This window comes from Aliihoeflea aestuarii (assembly GCF_024105665.1).
Classification (GTDB): Bacteria; Pseudomonadota; Alphaproteobacteria; order Rhizobiales; family Rhizobiaceae; genus Aliihoeflea; species Aliihoeflea aestuarii.
Genome location: NZ_JAAAMK010000004.1, coordinates 172,839 through 189,140, shown reverse-complemented (window position 1 = coordinate 189,140; position 16,302 = coordinate 172,839). Strand labels below are relative to the sequence as shown.

14 protein-coding genes are annotated in these 16,302 nt (G+C 64.7%); 10 read left to right on the top strand and 4 right to left on the bottom strand.

The window, feature by feature from the left end; genetic code table 11:
• Window positions 1-17 precede the first annotated feature (17 nt).
• Together GTW25_RS11370 and lhpI are read left to right on the top strand one after the other, a co-directional pair.
• Entirely contained in the window at window positions 18-323 is a 306-nt protein-coding gene (locus GTW25_RS11370) for a DUF1049 domain-containing protein (protein ID WP_252912223.1), read from the top strand.
• Between the two features lie 19 nt (window positions 324-342).
• Complete coding sequence (lhpI, locus tag GTW25_RS11365; protein ID WP_252912222.1) at window positions 343-1,299, top strand: bifunctional Delta(1)-pyrroline-2-carboxylate/Delta(1)-piperideine-2-carboxylate reductase; 957 nt, start codon at window positions 343-345, stop codon at window positions 1,297-1,299.
• 62 nt (window positions 1,300-1,361) lie between these two features.
• On the opposite strand, the gene GTW25_RS11360 is transcribed toward lhpI, so the two are convergent.
• On the bottom strand, window positions 1,362-2,321 hold the full coding sequence (locus GTW25_RS11360; protein WP_252912221.1) for an alpha/beta hydrolase: 960 nt from the start codon (window positions 2,319-2,321) through the stop codon (window positions 1,362-1,364).
• Window positions 2,318-3,022, bottom strand: coding sequence for an HAD family hydrolase (locus GTW25_RS11355; protein ID WP_252912220.1), 705 nt, complete (start codon window positions 3,020-3,022; stop codon window positions 2,318-2,320). The genes GTW25_RS11360 and GTW25_RS11355 overlap by 4 nt, the downstream gene beginning before the upstream one ends.
• Before the next feature lie 114 nt (window positions 3,023-3,136).
• On the opposite strand from GTW25_RS11355, the gene GTW25_RS11350 reads away from it, so the two are divergent.
• The 6 genes from GTW25_RS11350 to olsB all read left to right on the top strand — a co-directional run bounded on the left by GTW25_RS11350 (window position 3,137) and on the right by olsB (window position 9,448).
• Window positions 3,137-4,147, top strand: coding sequence for an RsmD family RNA methyltransferase (locus GTW25_RS11350; RefSeq protein ID WP_372493138.1), 1,011 nt, complete (start codon window positions 3,137-3,139; stop codon window positions 4,145-4,147).
• The gene (locus GTW25_RS11345; RefSeq protein WP_252912219.1) at window positions 4,144-4,992 is read left to right on the top strand and encodes a TrmH family RNA methyltransferase; all 849 of its coding nucleotides are present in this window, start codon (window positions 4,144-4,146) and stop codon (window positions 4,990-4,992) included. Before GTW25_RS11350 ends, GTW25_RS11345 begins: the two co-directional genes overlap by 4 nt.
• Window positions 4,993-4,994: 2 nt before the next feature.
• On the top strand, window positions 4,995-5,486 hold the full coding sequence (gene lspA, locus GTW25_RS11340) for a signal peptidase II (protein WP_252912339.1): 492 nt from the start codon (window positions 4,995-4,997) through the stop codon (window positions 5,484-5,486).
• 173 nt (window positions 5,487-5,659) lie between these two features.
• Window positions 5,660-6,649, top strand: coding sequence for an acrylyl-CoA reductase (NADPH) (acuI, locus tag GTW25_RS11335; RefSeq protein ID WP_252912218.1), 990 nt, complete (start codon window positions 5,660-5,662; stop codon window positions 6,647-6,649).
• Between the two features lie 73 nt (window positions 6,650-6,722).
• On the top strand, window positions 6,723-8,489 hold the full coding sequence (locus GTW25_RS11330) for a response regulator (protein ID WP_252912217.1): 1,767 nt from the start codon (window positions 6,723-6,725) through the stop codon (window positions 8,487-8,489).
• A gap of 131 nt (window positions 8,490-8,620) precedes the next feature.
• A complete protein-coding gene (gene olsB / locus GTW25_RS11325; RefSeq protein WP_252912338.1) occupies window positions 8,621-9,448 on the top strand; it encodes a l-ornithine N(alpha)-acyltransferase in 828 nt (275 codons plus the stop codon).
• Here olsB and GTW25_RS11320 read toward each other — a convergent pair whose 3' ends face one another.
• Window positions 9,449-10,528 (bottom strand): endonuclease/exonuclease/phosphatase family protein, encoded by a 1,080-nt coding sequence (locus tag GTW25_RS11320; protein WP_252912216.1) that lies wholly within the window; start codon window positions 10,526-10,528, stop codon window positions 9,449-9,451.
• A 64-nt stretch (window positions 10,529-10,592) separates the two neighbouring features.
• Window positions 10,593-12,872 carry an NADP-dependent malic enzyme gene (locus GTW25_RS11315; protein WP_252912215.1) on the bottom strand — a complete coding sequence of 760 codons (2,280 nt, stop codon included), beginning with the start codon at window positions 12,870-12,872 and terminating at the stop codon, window positions 10,593-10,595.
• 134 nt (window positions 12,873-13,006) lie between these two features.
• Between GTW25_RS11315 and mutS the strand changes: the two genes are divergently transcribed.
• Both mutS and GTW25_RS11305 read left to right on the top strand, forming a co-directional pair.
• Window positions 13,007-15,721, top strand: a complete 2,715-nt coding sequence (gene mutS / locus GTW25_RS11310; RefSeq protein WP_372493137.1) for a DNA mismatch repair protein MutS — start codon at window positions 13,007-13,009, stop codon at window positions 15,719-15,721.
• The gene (locus GTW25_RS11305; protein ID WP_252912214.1) at window positions 15,718-16,287 is read left to right on the top strand and encodes a hypothetical protein; all 570 of its coding nucleotides are present in this window, start codon (window positions 15,718-15,720) and stop codon (window positions 16,285-16,287) included. The genes mutS and GTW25_RS11305 overlap by 4 nt, the downstream gene beginning before the upstream one ends.
• The last annotated feature ends 15 nt before the right edge of the window (window positions 16,288-16,302 follow it).

The following is a 16,302-nucleotide window of genomic DNA, read 5'->3' as shown; positions in this document are numbered from 1 at the left end:
GGACATACGGAGCATGCATGCGCAAATTCCTCGGCCTCGCCATCTATATTCCCGTCGCGATCGTCCTGATCGCCATCGCGGTGGCCAATCGCGGCTGGGTGCCTTTGTCGATCGATCCCTTCAACGCCCAGAACCCGTCGCTGACGGTGGAGGCGCCCTTGTTCGTCCTCCTGTTCCTGACTTTGATCATCGGCATGTTTCTCGGCTCGATCGCGACCTGGCTGCGCCAGGCGCCCTATCGCAAGATGGCACGTCAATACCGGTCGGATCATGTCGCGCCGGTGGACGCCACAGGCAAGGCCGTCGCGCGTCCGCGCGCCTGAGCATCAGCAGGGGGGATTCATGCAGTTCATCACGGCCGACGACGTCGACCGCTCGCTCACTTATGCGGGCCTGACCGAAACGCTGCGCGTCGCCTTTCGCGAAGGCGCGGTGCAACCGGTGCGTCATCATCACGGCGTCGAACGACCCGAGGGTACGGCGTCGACGCTCCTCCTGATGCCGGCCTGGACCGATTTTTCGAAGAACGCGCACGGTCATATCGGCGTCAAGATCGTGACCGTTTCTCCGGATAACAATGCCAGGGGCAAGCCGGCCGTCATGGGCGTCTACCTGCTCATGGATGGCGAGACGGGCGAGCCGCAGGCCCTGATCGACGGGCAGCGCCTGACCTTGTGGCGCACGTCCTGTGCCTCGTCGCTCGCCGCCTCCTATCTGGCGCGAGAGGATTCCTCGAAACTGCTGATGGTGGGCGCAGGCGCGCTGTCCACGCATCTGGTTCACGCCCATGCCGCCGTGCGTCCGATCCGCCAGGTGCGGGTCTGGAACCGCACGCGCGCCAATGCGCAGAAGACCGCGGACGCGCTCAAGGCCGAGGGTTTCGAAGTCGAGGCGATCGACGATCTCGACGCTTCGCTCGGCTGGGCCGACATCATCTCCTGCGCGACCTTATCGACGGTGCCGCTGGTCAAGGGCGAGCTCTTGTCGCCCGGCACCCATGTCGACCTCGTCGGCGCGTTCTCGCCCACGATGCGCGAGAGCGACGACGCCGCGATCCGCCGCGCGCGCGTTTTCGTGGATACGCGGGCGGGAGCGACCAAGGAGGCGGGCGATATCGTTCAGGCGCTGACGTCGGGCGCGCTGACAGAAGACGCCATAATTGCCGACCTCTTCGATCTCGCCCGCGGCCTGAAGGACGGACGCGAGAGCGACGACGAGATCACGCTGTTCAAGTCGGTCGGTGCGGCGCTTGAAGATCTTGCTGCCGGCATCGCCGTCTATCGAGCCGTGTCCGGCTGAACGCGCCTTGCGCCGGATGTGGAATTACGATTGACGTTGAAGTGGTCGAGGAATCGCCGAACTCAACGCTCATGGATGCGCACGAATTCCGCGATTGCTTCCACCACGCCCGTCGCCAGCGGCAGGTCCGGGTCCACATAGGTCGCGATGTTGCCGGCCCGGTCGCCGGCCGGTGCGGCCTTGAGGACGTGGTTCATCTCGGGGATGATGAGAAACTCGGCCGACGGATAGGCCGCGGCGAGGCGTGCCGCGTCATCCTCGCCGATCTGAATGTCTCGCCCGCCCTGCACGATCTTCACCGGCACATGGACGTTGCCGATGAGGCTTGCCGGATCGCGCGCGACCGCATCGATCAGGAAGGGCTGGATCGCCGGCGAAAAGAGACCGGCAAGCGCCGGATGCAGCGTGGATACGTCGATCGTTTCGCCGGCTTCCAGCGCCGCGACCGCACGCTCGGCATCCTCGATGAGCGGTGCGTTCGCCGGATCGGCGCGCAACTGGCTCAAAATCGTCTGGCCGAACGGCCGCGAAGGCGTCGCGACGAGGATCAGGCCGCACAGATTCTCGTTTACCTGCTGGGCCGCGACAAGCGCCGTCAGCCCGCCTTCGCTGTGGCCGAGGAGAAACGCGCAATGCGCGCCGGTTTCTTCGACGGCTTTGTCGACCCATGCCAGCGCGTCGGCGGCGTAATCGTCGAAGGTGACGGCGTTCGGATCGCCGAACTCGGCCGCGCTGCCGAAAAGACCGCGCTTGTCGATGCGGATCGTCGGCACGCCCTGAGCCGCCAGTCCTTCGGCCAGCAGCCGGTAGGAGGCGGCGGCGATGCCGAGCGGGCTGTTGCCGTCGCGGTCGGTCAGGCCCGATCCGGGGAGGATGACGACCGGCACGGTGGTGGCCGGGCCGACGGGGGGCGTCAGCGTGCCGGCCAAAGGTCCGTTCTCGACCTCGGCAAGGATTTCGCGTTCATCGGCGATCGCGGGAGCGGCCAGAAGCGTGGCGGCGAGGAGGGCGGCTTTCTTCAACGCTTGGTTCCTTCGATTTCCTGGATGAGCGGGCCGAGCCCGGACAGATCGGTCATTTCGCGATAACGCGGATTCATTTCCGGCTTGTCGGCGTGTTCGTAGGTCCATGTCAGTGCGTGCGGAACGTAGACGCCCCAGCTTCCGACCTCCAGTGCCGGCAGGATGTCGGACTTGAGTGAATTGCCGATCATCATCGCGTCGGCGCAGTGATCAGCGAAGACGCGCCGATAGGTCGCCGCCGACTTGTCGGAAACGATCTCGACCGCGTCGAAATGGTCGCCGAGCCCGGAAGCGGCAAGCTTGCGCTCCTGATCGAACAAATCGCCCTTGGTGATCAGCACCAGCCGATGCCGCCCCGCCAGCGCCTCCAGCGTATCGCCGACATACGGCAGCGTCTCCACCGGATGGCGCAGCATCTCGCGCCCGGCTGCGAGGATTTTCGCGATGGTTTGCGCGTCCACCTTGCCGTCCGTCACCTCGATGGCCGTCTCGATCATCGAGAGCGTGAAACCCTTGATGCCGAACCCGTAATGGCCGAGATTCCGTTTTTCCGCTTCGAGCAGGCGTTCCGTCAGTCGGTCCGTCTCGGCGTGATCGGCCAGAAGCTCGGCGAAATGCGCCTCCGTCATGCGAAAGAACTGCTCGTTCTGCCAGAGCGTGTCGTCGGCGTCGAAGCCGATCGTATGAAGGTGTTGCGCCATCGCGGCGTTCTATCCGCTGACGTGGCTCGGGAAAAGTGCCTGATCGGCGCTTTCCTTGCGATTGCCGCGCCTCTATGTCAGAAGCGCGCCACCATTTCCGGGAGATATGCGAAGTTGAAGCCGAAGGAGCGCCAAAAGCGCCGCGACAGGTCAGAGCGTGCACCGCGCGAAGCGGTGGCCGCGCCGGTCTTAAAGCCTGCGCGGGATCTGTCGCGCCGCGCCGGCACGCTGCCGGGCGAAAAACTTCCGCTGATTCTCGAAGTCGAGCCGAACGACGACTACGCGCTGATCGATTCGGGCGCGGGCCGGAAGCTCGAGCAATACGGCCCCTACCGCATCGTGCGTCCCGAGGGACAGGCCATCTGGCAACCGGCATTGCCGGCACGCGATTGGGAAAATGTCGACGCAATCTTCACCGGCGATACCGACGAGGAAGGCATGGGCCGCTGGCGCTTCCCGAAATCGCCGCTTGGCGAGACCTGGCCGATGAAGCATGACGGGATCGACTATCTGGGCCGGTTCACCTCGTTTCGCCATGTCGGCGTCTTTCCCGAACAGGCTTCGCACTGGCGCCAGATGGAAGAGTGGATCAAGGCGGCCAAACGCCCGGTAAAGGTACTGAACCTCTTCGGCTATACCGGCCTCGCCTCGCTGGTCGCCGCGCGCGCGGGCGCGGAAGTCACCCATGTCGACGCCTCGAAAAAGGCGATCGGCTGGGCGCGCGAGAATCAGGATATGGCCGGGCTCGCCGACAAGCCGATCCGCTGGATCTGCGAGGACGCGATGAAGTTCGTCGAGCGCGAGGAGCGCCGCAAGAGCCGCTACGATATCATCCTCTTCGATCCACCCGCCTATGGGCGCGGTCCCAAGGGAGAGGTCTGGCAACTCTTCGAGGATCTGCCCGCAATGGCCGACATCTGCCGCGCGATCATGAGCGATAAACCCATCGGTGTCGTGCTGACGGCCTATTCGATCCGTTCGTCCTTCTTCGCAATCCATGCGCTGATGCGCGATATTTTCGCCGGATATGGCGGGCGCGTGGAGTCAGGCGAACTCATCATCCGCGAGAAGTCGGCCGGCCGCGCGCTGTCGACCTCGCTCTTTTCACGCTGGGTGGCCGAATGACCGAGACGAGAACGCCCCGCGTCGGTCAGGTGAAGGAAATCACCAGCCTTTCGAACCCCATCGTCAAGGATATCAAGGCGCTCGCGCTGAAGAAGTATCGCGACGAGCAGAACGCGTTCATGGCCGAGGGGCTGAAACTCGTCATCGACGCGCTCGATAGCGGCTGGACGATCAAGACGCTGATCTATTCCAAGGCCGGGCGCGGCAATGCGGCCGTCGAAAAAGTCGCGGCGCGCACGGTGGCATCCGGCGGGCTGGTGCTCGAAGTCTCCGAAAAGGTGCTCGGCGCGATTACGCGCAGAGACAATCCGCAAATGGTCGTCGGCGTTTTCGAGCAGAAGCTGATGAAGCTCTCCGACATCGCGCCCAAGGGTGACGATGTGTGGGTCGCGCTCGATCGGGTCCGCGATCCGGGCAATCTGGGCACCATCATCCGCACCGTCGATGCGGTCGGCGCGAAGGGCGTCATCCTCCTCGGCGAGACGACCGATCCGTTTTCGCTGGAAACGGTGCGGGCCACGATGGGCTCGGTGTTCTCGGTGCCGGTCGCGCGCGCAACGCCCGACGTCTTCCTTCAATGGAAGACGAAGACGAAGGCGGCGTTGATCGGTACGCATCTGAAAGGCTCGGTCGACTACCGCACGCCGTCCTATGCCGGCCGTCCCGTCGTGCTTTTGATGGGCAACGAGCAGCAGGGCCTGCCTGAAAATCTCAGCTCTGCCTGCGACGAACTGGTGCGCATTCCCCAGGCCGGACGCGCGGATTCGCTCAATCTGAGCGTCGCCACCGGCATCATGCTCTACGAGGCGCGCCGGGCCGCGCTCGCGATCGGAGAAAGACTTTGACCGTGAACCGCAAAACGCTGATCGGCTACGGTCTGGCCGTGATCCTCGCCGTCGCGCTCGACCAGTGGATCAAATATGCCGTCGAGACCGGCATGGCGATGCATGAGCGCATCGAGATCGTGCCCTTCTTCTCGCTGTTTCGCACCCACAATACCGGCATCGCCTTCTCGCTGCTTTCGGATTTCGGGTCCGTCGGCCTCGTGGTGCTGACCGCGGCGGTAACGGCATTCGTGCTCTATTTGGCAGGCCAGACGACGCCGCATCAGCGCTGGGCGCGGATCGGCTTCGCGCTCATCATCGGCGGCGCGATCGGCAACCTCATCGACCGCGTGTTCCTCGGCTATGTGGTCGACTATCTGCTCTTCCACCTGCCGAACTGGTCGTTCGCGGTCTTCAATCTGGCCGATGCCTTCATCACGGTTGGGGCGTTTCTGGTGATCATCGAGGAACTGATCGCCTGGCGCAAAAGCCGGCGCGCCGAAGCCAAAGATTGACGCCGACCGGGCAACCCCCCAAAGTCGCGGCTGGAGCATGATGCAGCCAGGGTGAACGCACTTGGCGTCGCAGACATGCGGCAAATATAGAGTTGGACCATGATGTCGCCCGAAAACCGGTTCCCACTTTTCGGCATCATGGTCTAGCCAAAAGACGCGCTCAGGGAGTTGAAATGTCGGAAAGCTTCAAGGCCATCCTCGTCTCACGCGACGAGAACAAGGTTCAAAAGGTGGAGGAGGTGGAGCTCACCGATTCCGACCTGATGGAAGGCGACGTGACGGTCGCCGTCGAAGCGACGACGGTCAACTACAAGGACGGCCTCGCCATCACCGGCAAGGCGCCCGTCGTGCGCAAATGGCCGCTCATTCCCGGCATCGACTTCGCCGGCACGGTCACCTCATCCAGCCATCCGGACTGGAAGGAAGGCGACAAGGTCATTCTCAATGGCTGGGGCGTCGGCGAAACCCACCATGGCGCCTATGCGGGCCGCGCCCGCGTCAACGGTGACTGGCTGGTGAAGCAGCCGGACGGCATCAGCGCCCGCAACGCCATGGCGGTCGGAACGGCCGGCTATACGGCGATGCTGTGCGTCATGGCGCTGGAGCGGCATGGCATCGTGCCGGCGCGCGGGCCTGTCGTGGTCACGGGTGCGGCGGGCGGCGTCGGCTCGGTCGCGATCGCCATCCTCGCCAAGCTCGGCTACCAGATCGTCGCCTCGACCGGCCGGACCTCGGAAAGCGCCTATCTGAAATCGCTGGGCGCGAGCGACATCATCGACCGCGAGGAACTGTCGCAGCCGGCGAAGGCGCTGAACAAGGAGCGCTGGGCGGGCGGGATCGATTCGGTCGGCAGCCACACGCTGGCGAACGTCTTGTCGATGACCTCCTATGGCGGTGCGGTTTCCGCGTGCGGCCTTGCCGGCGGCATGGATCTTCCGACCAGCGTCGCACCCTTCATCCTGCGCGGCGTGTCGCTGCTCGGCATCGATTCGGTCATGGCTCCGCGCGAGATTCGCGAAGAGGCATGGCGGCGCATAAGCACCGACCTCGATACGGGAAAGCTGGCGGAATTGTCGACGACGATCTCGTTTTCCGGCATCCAGGAGGCCGCGCGCGACATCGTCGAGGGCAAGATTCGCGGCCGTGTCGTCGTGGAGATGTGAAGTCCCGGAGCGACCGTTAAAATGCGAACGGTCGCACCGCCTGTTCCCTAACGCGTTCGTGACAGGGTAGGCCATGCGTCTCATGTCGCCCAATCCCGTGCCGTCCCTTGTCGGTGAGCCCGCAACGCCCCGCGCCAGGTACACCGTCCCGTTGCGAGCGCTTGCGGCGATTCTGGCAATCCTTATGCTGATTATGGCGGTGCTCGCTCTGCTGGTCGGCTCGCACCCTTTCATCGTCCTTGCTTTCGCGGCAGGCGGCCTTGCGGCGGCCGTCGCCGCCTTTTATCGCCGGCGCGGCGGTGCACTCGAAGACGCTGCGCGCAGGGCGCGCGAGGCGGAAGCGGCGAGCGCGGCGAAATCGCGTTTCGTCGCAACCGTCAGCCATGAAATCCGAACGCCCATGAACGGCATCATGGGAATGGCCAGACTTCTCGGCCAGACGGAACTGACACCCGAGCAGGCGACCTATGTTTCCGCGATCTCGACCTCGTCGAACGCGCTTCTGGCGCTCGTCGAGGACCTGCTCGATCACGCCACCTTGGAACATGGCAGGCTGAACCTCGATCCGCGGTCGACATGCCCGCGCGAACTGGCCGAAAACGTCGTCGAGCTTCTGGCCGCACGCGCCCATGCCAAGGGCATCGGTCTGGGGCTTCATGTTGCGCGCGGCGTGCCCGACCGCGTTCTTATCGACGGCGGCAAGACACGTCAGATCCTGCTCAATCTCGTCGGCAACGCGATCAAGTTCACCGACAGAGGCGGCGTTCTCGTCACGATCTCGCGCCGTCAGATGAACGGCCGCACGCTGCTGCGCTTTGCCGTACGCGACACGGGACCGGGGCTCGAACCCGATGATCTGGCGCGCATCTTCAACGAGTTCGAACAGGCAGGCGACGACCCCTCCCTGCGCCAGGCGGGAGCCGGGCTCGGGCTTGCGATCTCGCGGCGCATCGCCGAGGCGATGGGCGGTAGATTGTCGGCTGCGAGCCGCCCGTCCCAAGGATCGATCTTCGCGGCAGAAATCCCGGTCGGTGTGCTGGGCGAGAGCATGACTGGCGAAACGCTCGCCGGAAAACGCGTTCTGATCCTGTCGCAGAACCGAATGGAAAGCGAGGCGATGGCCCTGACCATCGCGGACAATGGCGGGGCTGCGACGGTTGCGCGCGACATCGACGAGGCGGCGGCCGAAACCGTCCTGGACATCGTGATCGTCGATGCCGAACTGGAAGACGACGAAGGCACGACGCTGGACCGGCTGCGCGCGACGATGGGCGGCGCGGCCACCGCGATCATCTTCATCGATCCGAAGGCGCGGGGGCGGGTGGGGCATTTCCGCGCCCATGGCTACAGCCACTTCCTGCCGCGCCCGCTGCGCCGCGATACGCTTTTGAAGGTGTTGCTGGCGCGGATCGGCGACGAAAAGCCGCCGATGCGCACCGCGCGGCCGCCTTCGCACAATGCGCTTTCCGTGCTGGTCGCGGAGGACAACGAGATCAACGCCCTTCTGGCGCGCGCGGCGCTGACGCGTGCGGGCCACCGCGTCGATATCGTGTCGAACGGACGCCAGGCGCTGGAAGCAGCCACCTCCCGGCCGGGAATGCGGTACGACGCCGTCCTGATGGATTTCCAGATGCCGGTGATGAACGGGTTGGAGGCGATCGAGGCCATCCGCGCCCATGAGATCGCGAACGGGTTGCCGCGCGTGCCGATCATCGTCCTGACGGCGGACGAGCGCGCCGAGATCCGGGACGGCATGCTGGCCGGTGGCGCGAACGGCGTCCTTGCCAAGCCGGTCGATCCCGAAAGGCTGATCGCCGTCCTCGATGAAGCCCAAAGCTGACGGGCCGTTCCGCATGACTATTTCGCCCTGTCATGCTAGTGTTGCGATCGGTCTGTAGCGTTTCCTTACGAGGTGGAGACAGGCTGATGAACCCGACCCTTCTTGCGCACCACGAGACGCCCGGCCTTGTCATGAGCGATGAGACCTTGCCCAGGAGCATCAGCGGCCTGATCGACGGTTTGCTCGGCCGCATCGGCCCGCTTGAAGTGCGCCTTGCCCGGGACGATGCCGAGGTGGAGGCCGCGCAGCGGCTGCGCTACCGGGTCTTCTTCGAGGAACGCGGGATTGCCGGAGACGCTGCCGCAGCGCGTGATGCGGATCTGTTCGATGCGGTCTGCGACCATCTTCTCGTCATCGACGCGTCGCTCCCCGGACCCGATCGCGAACGGATCGTGGGAACCTACCGGCTCCTGCCGCAGGCCAGGGCGTCCGGCAGCTTCTATTCGAACGCCGAATTCGACATATGCGCCCTGTCGGCGCGCAGAGCCGGTCTGAACATTCTTGAACTTGGGCGCTCCTGTGTCCTTCCACCTTACCGTTCGAAGCGAACGGTCGAACTGTTGTGGCAGGGCATCTGGGCCTATACGCGCCGGCACGGCATCAACGTGATGGCAGGCTGCGCGTCCTTCGACGGTATCGTGCCCGCGCGTCACGCCGAGGCGCTCTCGTTCCTCCATCACCATTGCCGTGCTGACGGCGATTGGTCCGTCCGTGCCGTCGAGAGCCGCTTTCACACGATGGATTTGATGCCGGTGGAAGCTGTGAATGCGCGTCAGGCCCTGGCCGCGATGCCGCCGCTGATCAAGGGCTATCTGCGGCTCGGCGCGATGGTCGGCGAGGGCTGCGTGATCGACGAGCCGTTCGGTACGACCGACATCTTCGTCGTGATGCCGGTCGAGAAAATCTCCGCGCGCTATATCAATTATTACGGGGCTGACGCCGAGCGTTTCGCGGCGTAATCACTTCTCCCAGTCCGTCCCGATCGCGTCTTCGGTCCGTGCGCGCGCGTCGCTCACCACTTCGCGTGCTTGCCTGATATCGTCGCCGTTCGGCTCGTCCGGTTCCGAATGCGCTTTTTCGTCATCGCAGAACATGAGTTCGAACAGCACCGGAAAGTGATCTGAGCCGCAGGGTTTCAGCCGCTCCATGCGCACCAGTCGAAACTCCGGCGAATGGAACAGATGGTCGAGCGGCCAGCGCAGGAAGGGCAGGCGCGCGTCGAATGTGGAGAAGATTCGCCTGCCGATGCGCGGATCGAGCAGGCCGCTCACCGTTCGGAACCGCTCCGTCGTCATCGACCATGCGACGTCGTTGAGGTCGCCGGTCACGATGACGGGCAGCGCCTCCTCCTTCACCTTGAGCGCGACCAGCGCCGTTTCGCCGTCACGCCCCTCGGTGCCGCGATGGATGACGGGCGGTTCGGGATGGATGCAATAAAGCCGGAAGACTTTGCCGTCGGCAACCGTCACCGAGGCGATGGCCGACGGCACGCCATCGGTTAGAAGCTCTTCGACCTGAAGGTCGCCCAGCGGGAATTTCGAGGCCACGATCATGCCGTAGGAATTGTCGCGCGTCTGGTCGATCACATGATCGTAGCTGTCGAGAAGTGCCGACAGGCCGTTTCGCCACTTCGCGTCAACCTCCATGAAGACGACGATGTCGGGATCGGCGCGGGCGATCTCCGCGCGCATCTCGTCATAGCGATCGTTGCCCATCTTCACATTGGCCGAGACGAGCCTCAACGGAACGCCGTTTTCGGCCGGCCCGACATCGACGGTCTGCTTTCGCCACAGGGGCGTGTAGCGCAAGATGTGCCTTGCATGGATGACGATGACGCCGGCAAGCGCCATCTGCATGACACGCCAGCCCGTCGCATCGTCGCCGAGAGCCACGGACAGGACAAGCAGGACCAGCGCCAGCCAGAAGAATTGCTGGCGCGGAAAATCCCCCACCCTGACGATGCCGTGCGAGAACGGAAGGAAGGGCAGGAGCGTCACGATCACCAGAAAGAGCGTGAGCGCTGCGAGGATCAGGAACACGCACATATCTCCGGAATGGCAGGCGGGTTCATCATAATGATTATCCCCGCCCCGCGTTCCGCGATCAGCTCACCGAACTGTAGGCGGCGATGGCCGCCATGTTGACGATGTCGCTGTCCTTGGCGTTGAGCGACACGATCTGCACCGGCTTGTTCAGCCCGACGAGCAGCGGCCCGATGACGGTGCAGCCGCCCAGCTCCTGCAACATCTTGGTGGCGATGGACGCCGAATGGAAGGCCGGCATGACGAGCACGTTGGCCGGGCCGGACAGTCGGCAGAACGGATACTGCGCCATCAGCTTCGGATTGAGTGCGACATCGGCCGCCATCTCGCCGTCATACTCGAAATCGACGCGGCGCTTGTCGAGAATCTTGACCGCCTCCTGCACGCGCTCGGAGCGCTCGCCTGCCGGATGGCCGAAGGTCGAATAGGCGAGCATGGCAACGCGGGGTTCATAACCCATGCGCCGCGCGAAGCCGGCGGCTTCCTCGGCGATGTCGGCCAGTTCCACTGCGTTCGGCATGTCGTGGACGGCCGTGTCGGCGACGATGACGGTGCGGCCACGGCATAAAGCGATGGACACGCCGATGACGCGGTGGCCGGGCCGCGCGTCGATCGTGCGGCGCACGTCGTCGAGAACCGTCGAATAATTGCGCGTGACGCCCGTCACCATGCCGTCGGCATCGCCGAGCGCCACCATCGCGGAAGCGAAATGGTTGCGGTCGTTGTTGATGAGACGCTGTGCGTCGCGGAAGAGGTAGCCCTTCCGTTGCAGCCGCTCGTAAAGATAATCCGCATAGATGCCGTTGCGGCGCGACAGGCGCGCATTGATGACTTCGATGCCCGGCCTGTCGAGATCGACGCCGGCATTGCGCGCGTTTTCCGCGATCACGTCGTCGCGGCCGAGCAGGATCGCCGTGCCGAGCTTCTGACTGGCATAGGAAACGGCGGCGCGCATGACCTGCTCCTCCTCGCCCTCGGCGAAGACGATGCGCTTGGGCTGACGGCGCACGCGGTCGTAGATGCGCTGGAGCGTCGAGGCGATCGGATCGCGCCGTGCCGACAGTTCCTGCTGGTATTTTTCAAGGTTGAGGATCGGCTTGCGCGCAACGCCGCTATCCATCGCCGCGCGCGCGACGGCGGCCGGAATGGCCGAGATCAGGCGCGGATCGAACGGCACGGGGATGATGTAGTTCGGGCCGAATTTCGGCCGGTTGCCCTGATAGGCGGCGGCCACGTCGTCCGGCACGTCCTGACGGGCGAGATCGGCCAGCGCCTGCGCCGCCGCCACCTTCATCTCGTCATTGATGGTCGTCGCGCGCACGTCGAGCGCGCCGCGGAAGATGTAGGGGAAGCCCAGCACGTTGTTGACCTGGTTCGGATAGTCCGACCGGCCGGTCGCCATGATCGCGTCGGTGCGGATTTCGGAGACTTCCTCCGGCGTGATCTCCGGGTCGGGATTGGCCATGGCGAAGATGATGGGGTTCTTCGCCATCGACTGGACCATGGCCGGCGTCAGTGCGCCCTTGGCCGAAAGGCCGAAAAATACGTCGGCGCCCTCGAGCGCATCGGCCAGCGTGCGCGCCTTCGTCGGAGCGGCATGGGCCGACTTCCACTGGTTCATGCCTTCTTCGCGGCCCTGATAGACGACGCCCTTCGTGTCGCAAAGGATGACGTTGTGTGGCGCGAAGCCGAGCGATTTGACGAGTTCGATGCAGGCGATGCCAGCCGCGCCCGCGCCGTTGCACACGAGCCTGGTGTTGGCCATGTCGCGGCCGGTCAGGTGCAGCGCGTTGATGAGGCCCGCGACGGCGATGATGGCGGTGCCGTGCTGGTCGTCATGGAAGACGGGAATGTCCATCACCTCGCGCAGGCGCTGCTCGATGATGAAGCATTCGGGCGCCTTGATGTCCTCGAGGTTGATGCCGCCGAAGGACGGTCCCAGAAGACGCACGCAATTGACGAATTCGTCCGCGTCTTCGGTGTCGACCTCGAGGTCGATGGAATCGACGTCGGCGAAGCGCTTGAAGAGCACCGCCTTGCCTTCCATCACCGGCTTGGAGGCCAGCGCGCCCAGATTGCCGAGCCCGAGGATCGCCGTGCCGTTGGAGATGACGGCGACCATGTTACCGCGCGTCGTATAGTCGAAGGCGCGGGAGGGGTCTTCCGCGATCGCCATGACCGGCACCGCCACGCCCGGCGAATAGGCGAGCGACAGGTCGCGCTGCGTCGCCATCGGCTTGGTCGGGTTGATCTCCAGCTTGCCGGGTCGCCCCTGCGCGTGGAAATCGAGCGCTTCCGCCGGGCTGACGGACGGCGTGGACGGTTCGGTCTTTGCTGGCATGGTCGTCTTTTCCTCCTGCCCCGGCTGCGTTCTTGTGGAGTTTTGCCGGGCATTCGCGAATAAGGCTACACTTCGCCGCTGTAAATCGCCAAGCAGGAAGGACATGTTTTTTGTTGCCGGAAGCCAAGGGCGAAATGAACCAGCACATGCCAGTTCCGCACGACCTTGCCGCCTCGCCGATCCCGCAGGCGGGCGGCGGCACGCCGATGATCGAGCAGTTCATCGAGATCAAAGCGGCGAATCCCGATGCGCTGCTCTTCTATCGCATGGGCGATTTCTACGAACTGTTCTTCCACGATGCGGAAATCGCGGCGCGGGCGCTCGGCATCACGCTGACGAAGCGCGGCAAACATCAGGGCGAGGACATTCCGATGTGCGGCGTACCGGTCCATGCCGCCGACGACTATCTGCAAAAGCTGATCGGGCAGGGCTATCGCGTCGCCGTGTGCGAACAGGTGGAAGACCCCGCCGAGGCGAAGAAGCGCGGCTCGAAATCGGTCGTCAAACGCGACGTCGTGCGGCTCGTCACGCCCGGCACGATCACCGAGGAAAAGCTGCTCGCCCCCGCCGAGGCCAACTATCTGATGGCGCTGGGAAGAACCAAGGGCTCCGATGAGCTGGCGCTGGCGTGGATCGACATTTCGACCGGCGCCTTCAAGGTCTGCCGCACGAACGCGGAACGCCTTCTGACGGACATTTTGCGTGTCGATCCGCGCGAGGTCGTGATGGCCGACACCGTTTTTCACGACCCCGAACTGCGCGCGACCTTCGACGTGATCGGCCGGCTCGCCAACCCGCAGCCGGCGACCCTTTTCGATTCGTCGGCCGCCTCGAGCCGAATCGCACGCTTTTACGAAGTCGCCACACCCGACAGCTTCGGCGAGTTCTCGCGCGCCGAACTGTCCGCGATTGCCGGCGTGATCGCTTATGTCGAAAAGACGCAGAAGGCCGAACGCCCGCCGCTCGCCTTTCCCGAGCGCGAGGAAGAAGGCACGAGCCTCTTCATCGATGCCGCGACCCGCGCCAACCTCGAACTTTTGCGCACGCTGTCCGGCTCGCGAGACGGTTCGCTGCTGAAAGCCATCGACCGCACGGTGACGGGTGGCGGCGCGCGGTTGCTCGCCGACCGGCTGATGTCGCCACTGACCGATCCGGCTGCGATCAATGCGCGGCTCGACGCCATTTCCTTCCTGATCGCGGAGCCGCGCCTGTGCGAAAGCCTGCGCTCCGTCCTGAAAGGCGCACCGGACATGCCGCGCGCCCTGTCGCGGCTTGCCCTTAACAGGGGTGGGCCGCGAGACATGGGTGCGATCCTCGCCGGTCTCGACGCCGCGCGCCAGCTTGCCGATCTGTTGAAGGCGGCGATGCTGCCGGCCGAACTCGTCGGCGCATGCGAGGCGATTGCCAGTCTGCCGGCCTCGCTCCATTCGCATCTGGGCGCGGCCCTGGCGGACGAACTGCCGCTATTGAAGCGCGACGGCGGTTTCGTCGCGAAAACCTATGACGGCGAACTCGACCAGATGCGCGCCCTGCGCGACGACACGCGCCGCGTGATCGCCGGGATGGAGCGCGACCTCGTCGAGGAAACCGGCATCCGCTCGCTCAAGATCCGGCACAACAACGTGCTCGGCTATTATATCGAGGTGACGGCGCAAAACAGCGGTGCGCTGACGGAGGGCGACGCGGCGAAGTCGCGGTTCATCCATCGCCAGACCATGGCGAACGCGATGCGCTTCACCACGACGGAGCTTGCCGAACTCGAAACCAAGATCGCCAACGCGGCGGACCGCGCGCTCCAGATCGAGCTTGGCGTCTTCGACCGGCTGCTGGGTGAGATCGTCGGCCACGCGGACGTGTTGCGCAAGGGTGCCGCCGCGCTCGCCGCCATCGACGTCGCCGCCTCGCTGGCCGTGCTCGCCGAACAGGAAAACTACGCGCGCCCGCTGGTCGATGACGGTCTCGACTTCGAGATCGAGGGCGGCCGGCATCCGGTTGTGGAACAGGCGCTGCGTCGGCAGGTGGCGGACCCGTTCGTGGCCAATGATTGCGACCTGTCTCCCACGGGTGGCGAAAAGAACGGCGCGATCTGGCTTCTGACCGGCCCGAACATGGGCGGTAAATCGACGTTCCTCCGCCAGAACGCGCTGATCGCGATCCTTGCCCAGATGGGCGCTTTCGTGCCCGCGCGCATGGCGCATATCGGCGTCGTGGATCGCCTGTTCAGCCGTGTCGGTGCATCGGACGATCTGGCGCGGGGGCGCTCCACCTTCATGGTCGAGATGGTCGAGACGGCGGCGATCCTCAATCAGGCAGGCGCGCGCGCGCTCGTCATCCTCGACGAGATCGGGCGCGGCACCTCCACCTTCGACGGTCTGTCGATCGCCTGGGCAGCGGTGGAGTATCTCCACGAGAAGAACCGCTGCCGCGCCATCTTCGCCACCCATTTCCACGAAATGACCGCGCTGTCGGAAAAGCTTCCCCGCCTCGCCAATGTCACCATGAAGGTGAAGGAATGGGAGGGCGACGTGGTCTTCCTGCATGAGGTCGGCAAGGGTGCGGCGGATCGCTCCTACGGCGTGCAGGTCGCGCGCCTCGCCGGCCTTCCTGATGCGGTCGTCGCCCGCGCCCGTGCCGTGCTCGGCCAGTTGGAGGCGGGCGAGACGAGCGGCAAAGCCGAACGGCTCGTCGACGATTTGCCGCTGTTTTCGGTCGCCGCGAAGCGCGCCGAGCCGAAACCGGTTGCCGAAGACCGGCTCGGCGATGCGCTGGCCGCGCTCAATCCCGACGAGATGACCCCGCGTGAGGCGCTGGACGCGCTTTATCGGCTCAAAACTGTCGAGAGAAAATGACAACCACGGCGCCCGAACACGACGCCGGGCCGAATACCATCCCGGTCCGACGCCGGCTGCCCGTGGTCGCGATGGCCGCCGTTGCAGTCCTTCTCGGACTCTGGCTGGGCATCCTGCTGGTGGCGCTCTTCCGTGGTCAGGTCGCCGGAATGACTTTCGAGGCAGCGTCCGCGGGTTACACCGCGATGGCTTCGATCGCTTTCGTAGCCATTGCCGTGGCCGTTGATCTTATTGTTGCGCGCTTGTGGGCGCGTGCGCCCTTGCCCGGTTCCGGCCTTTGGGCGGCGATGCGCGCACGGTGGCAGGGCGACCGGACCGAAGAGGAATTCGCCAGGACGGTAAAGGTCTTGCTGATATGTCTCGGCCTTATCGGAGCGATCGTCTTGCTGGCTGTCGCACCGTTTCAGGTTCTGCTCGGCATGGTTATCGCGTTTGCATGTCTGTGGGCGGGCGATCAGGTCGTTACGATCTGCAGGAATGCGCGCTACCGCTATTTTCCCAGTGTCACCTCGGCGCTTTCGAGCGGAGCGTTCATCGGTCTCGTCATCGGGTATTTCGGGTCCTGACAAACGGCGCAAATG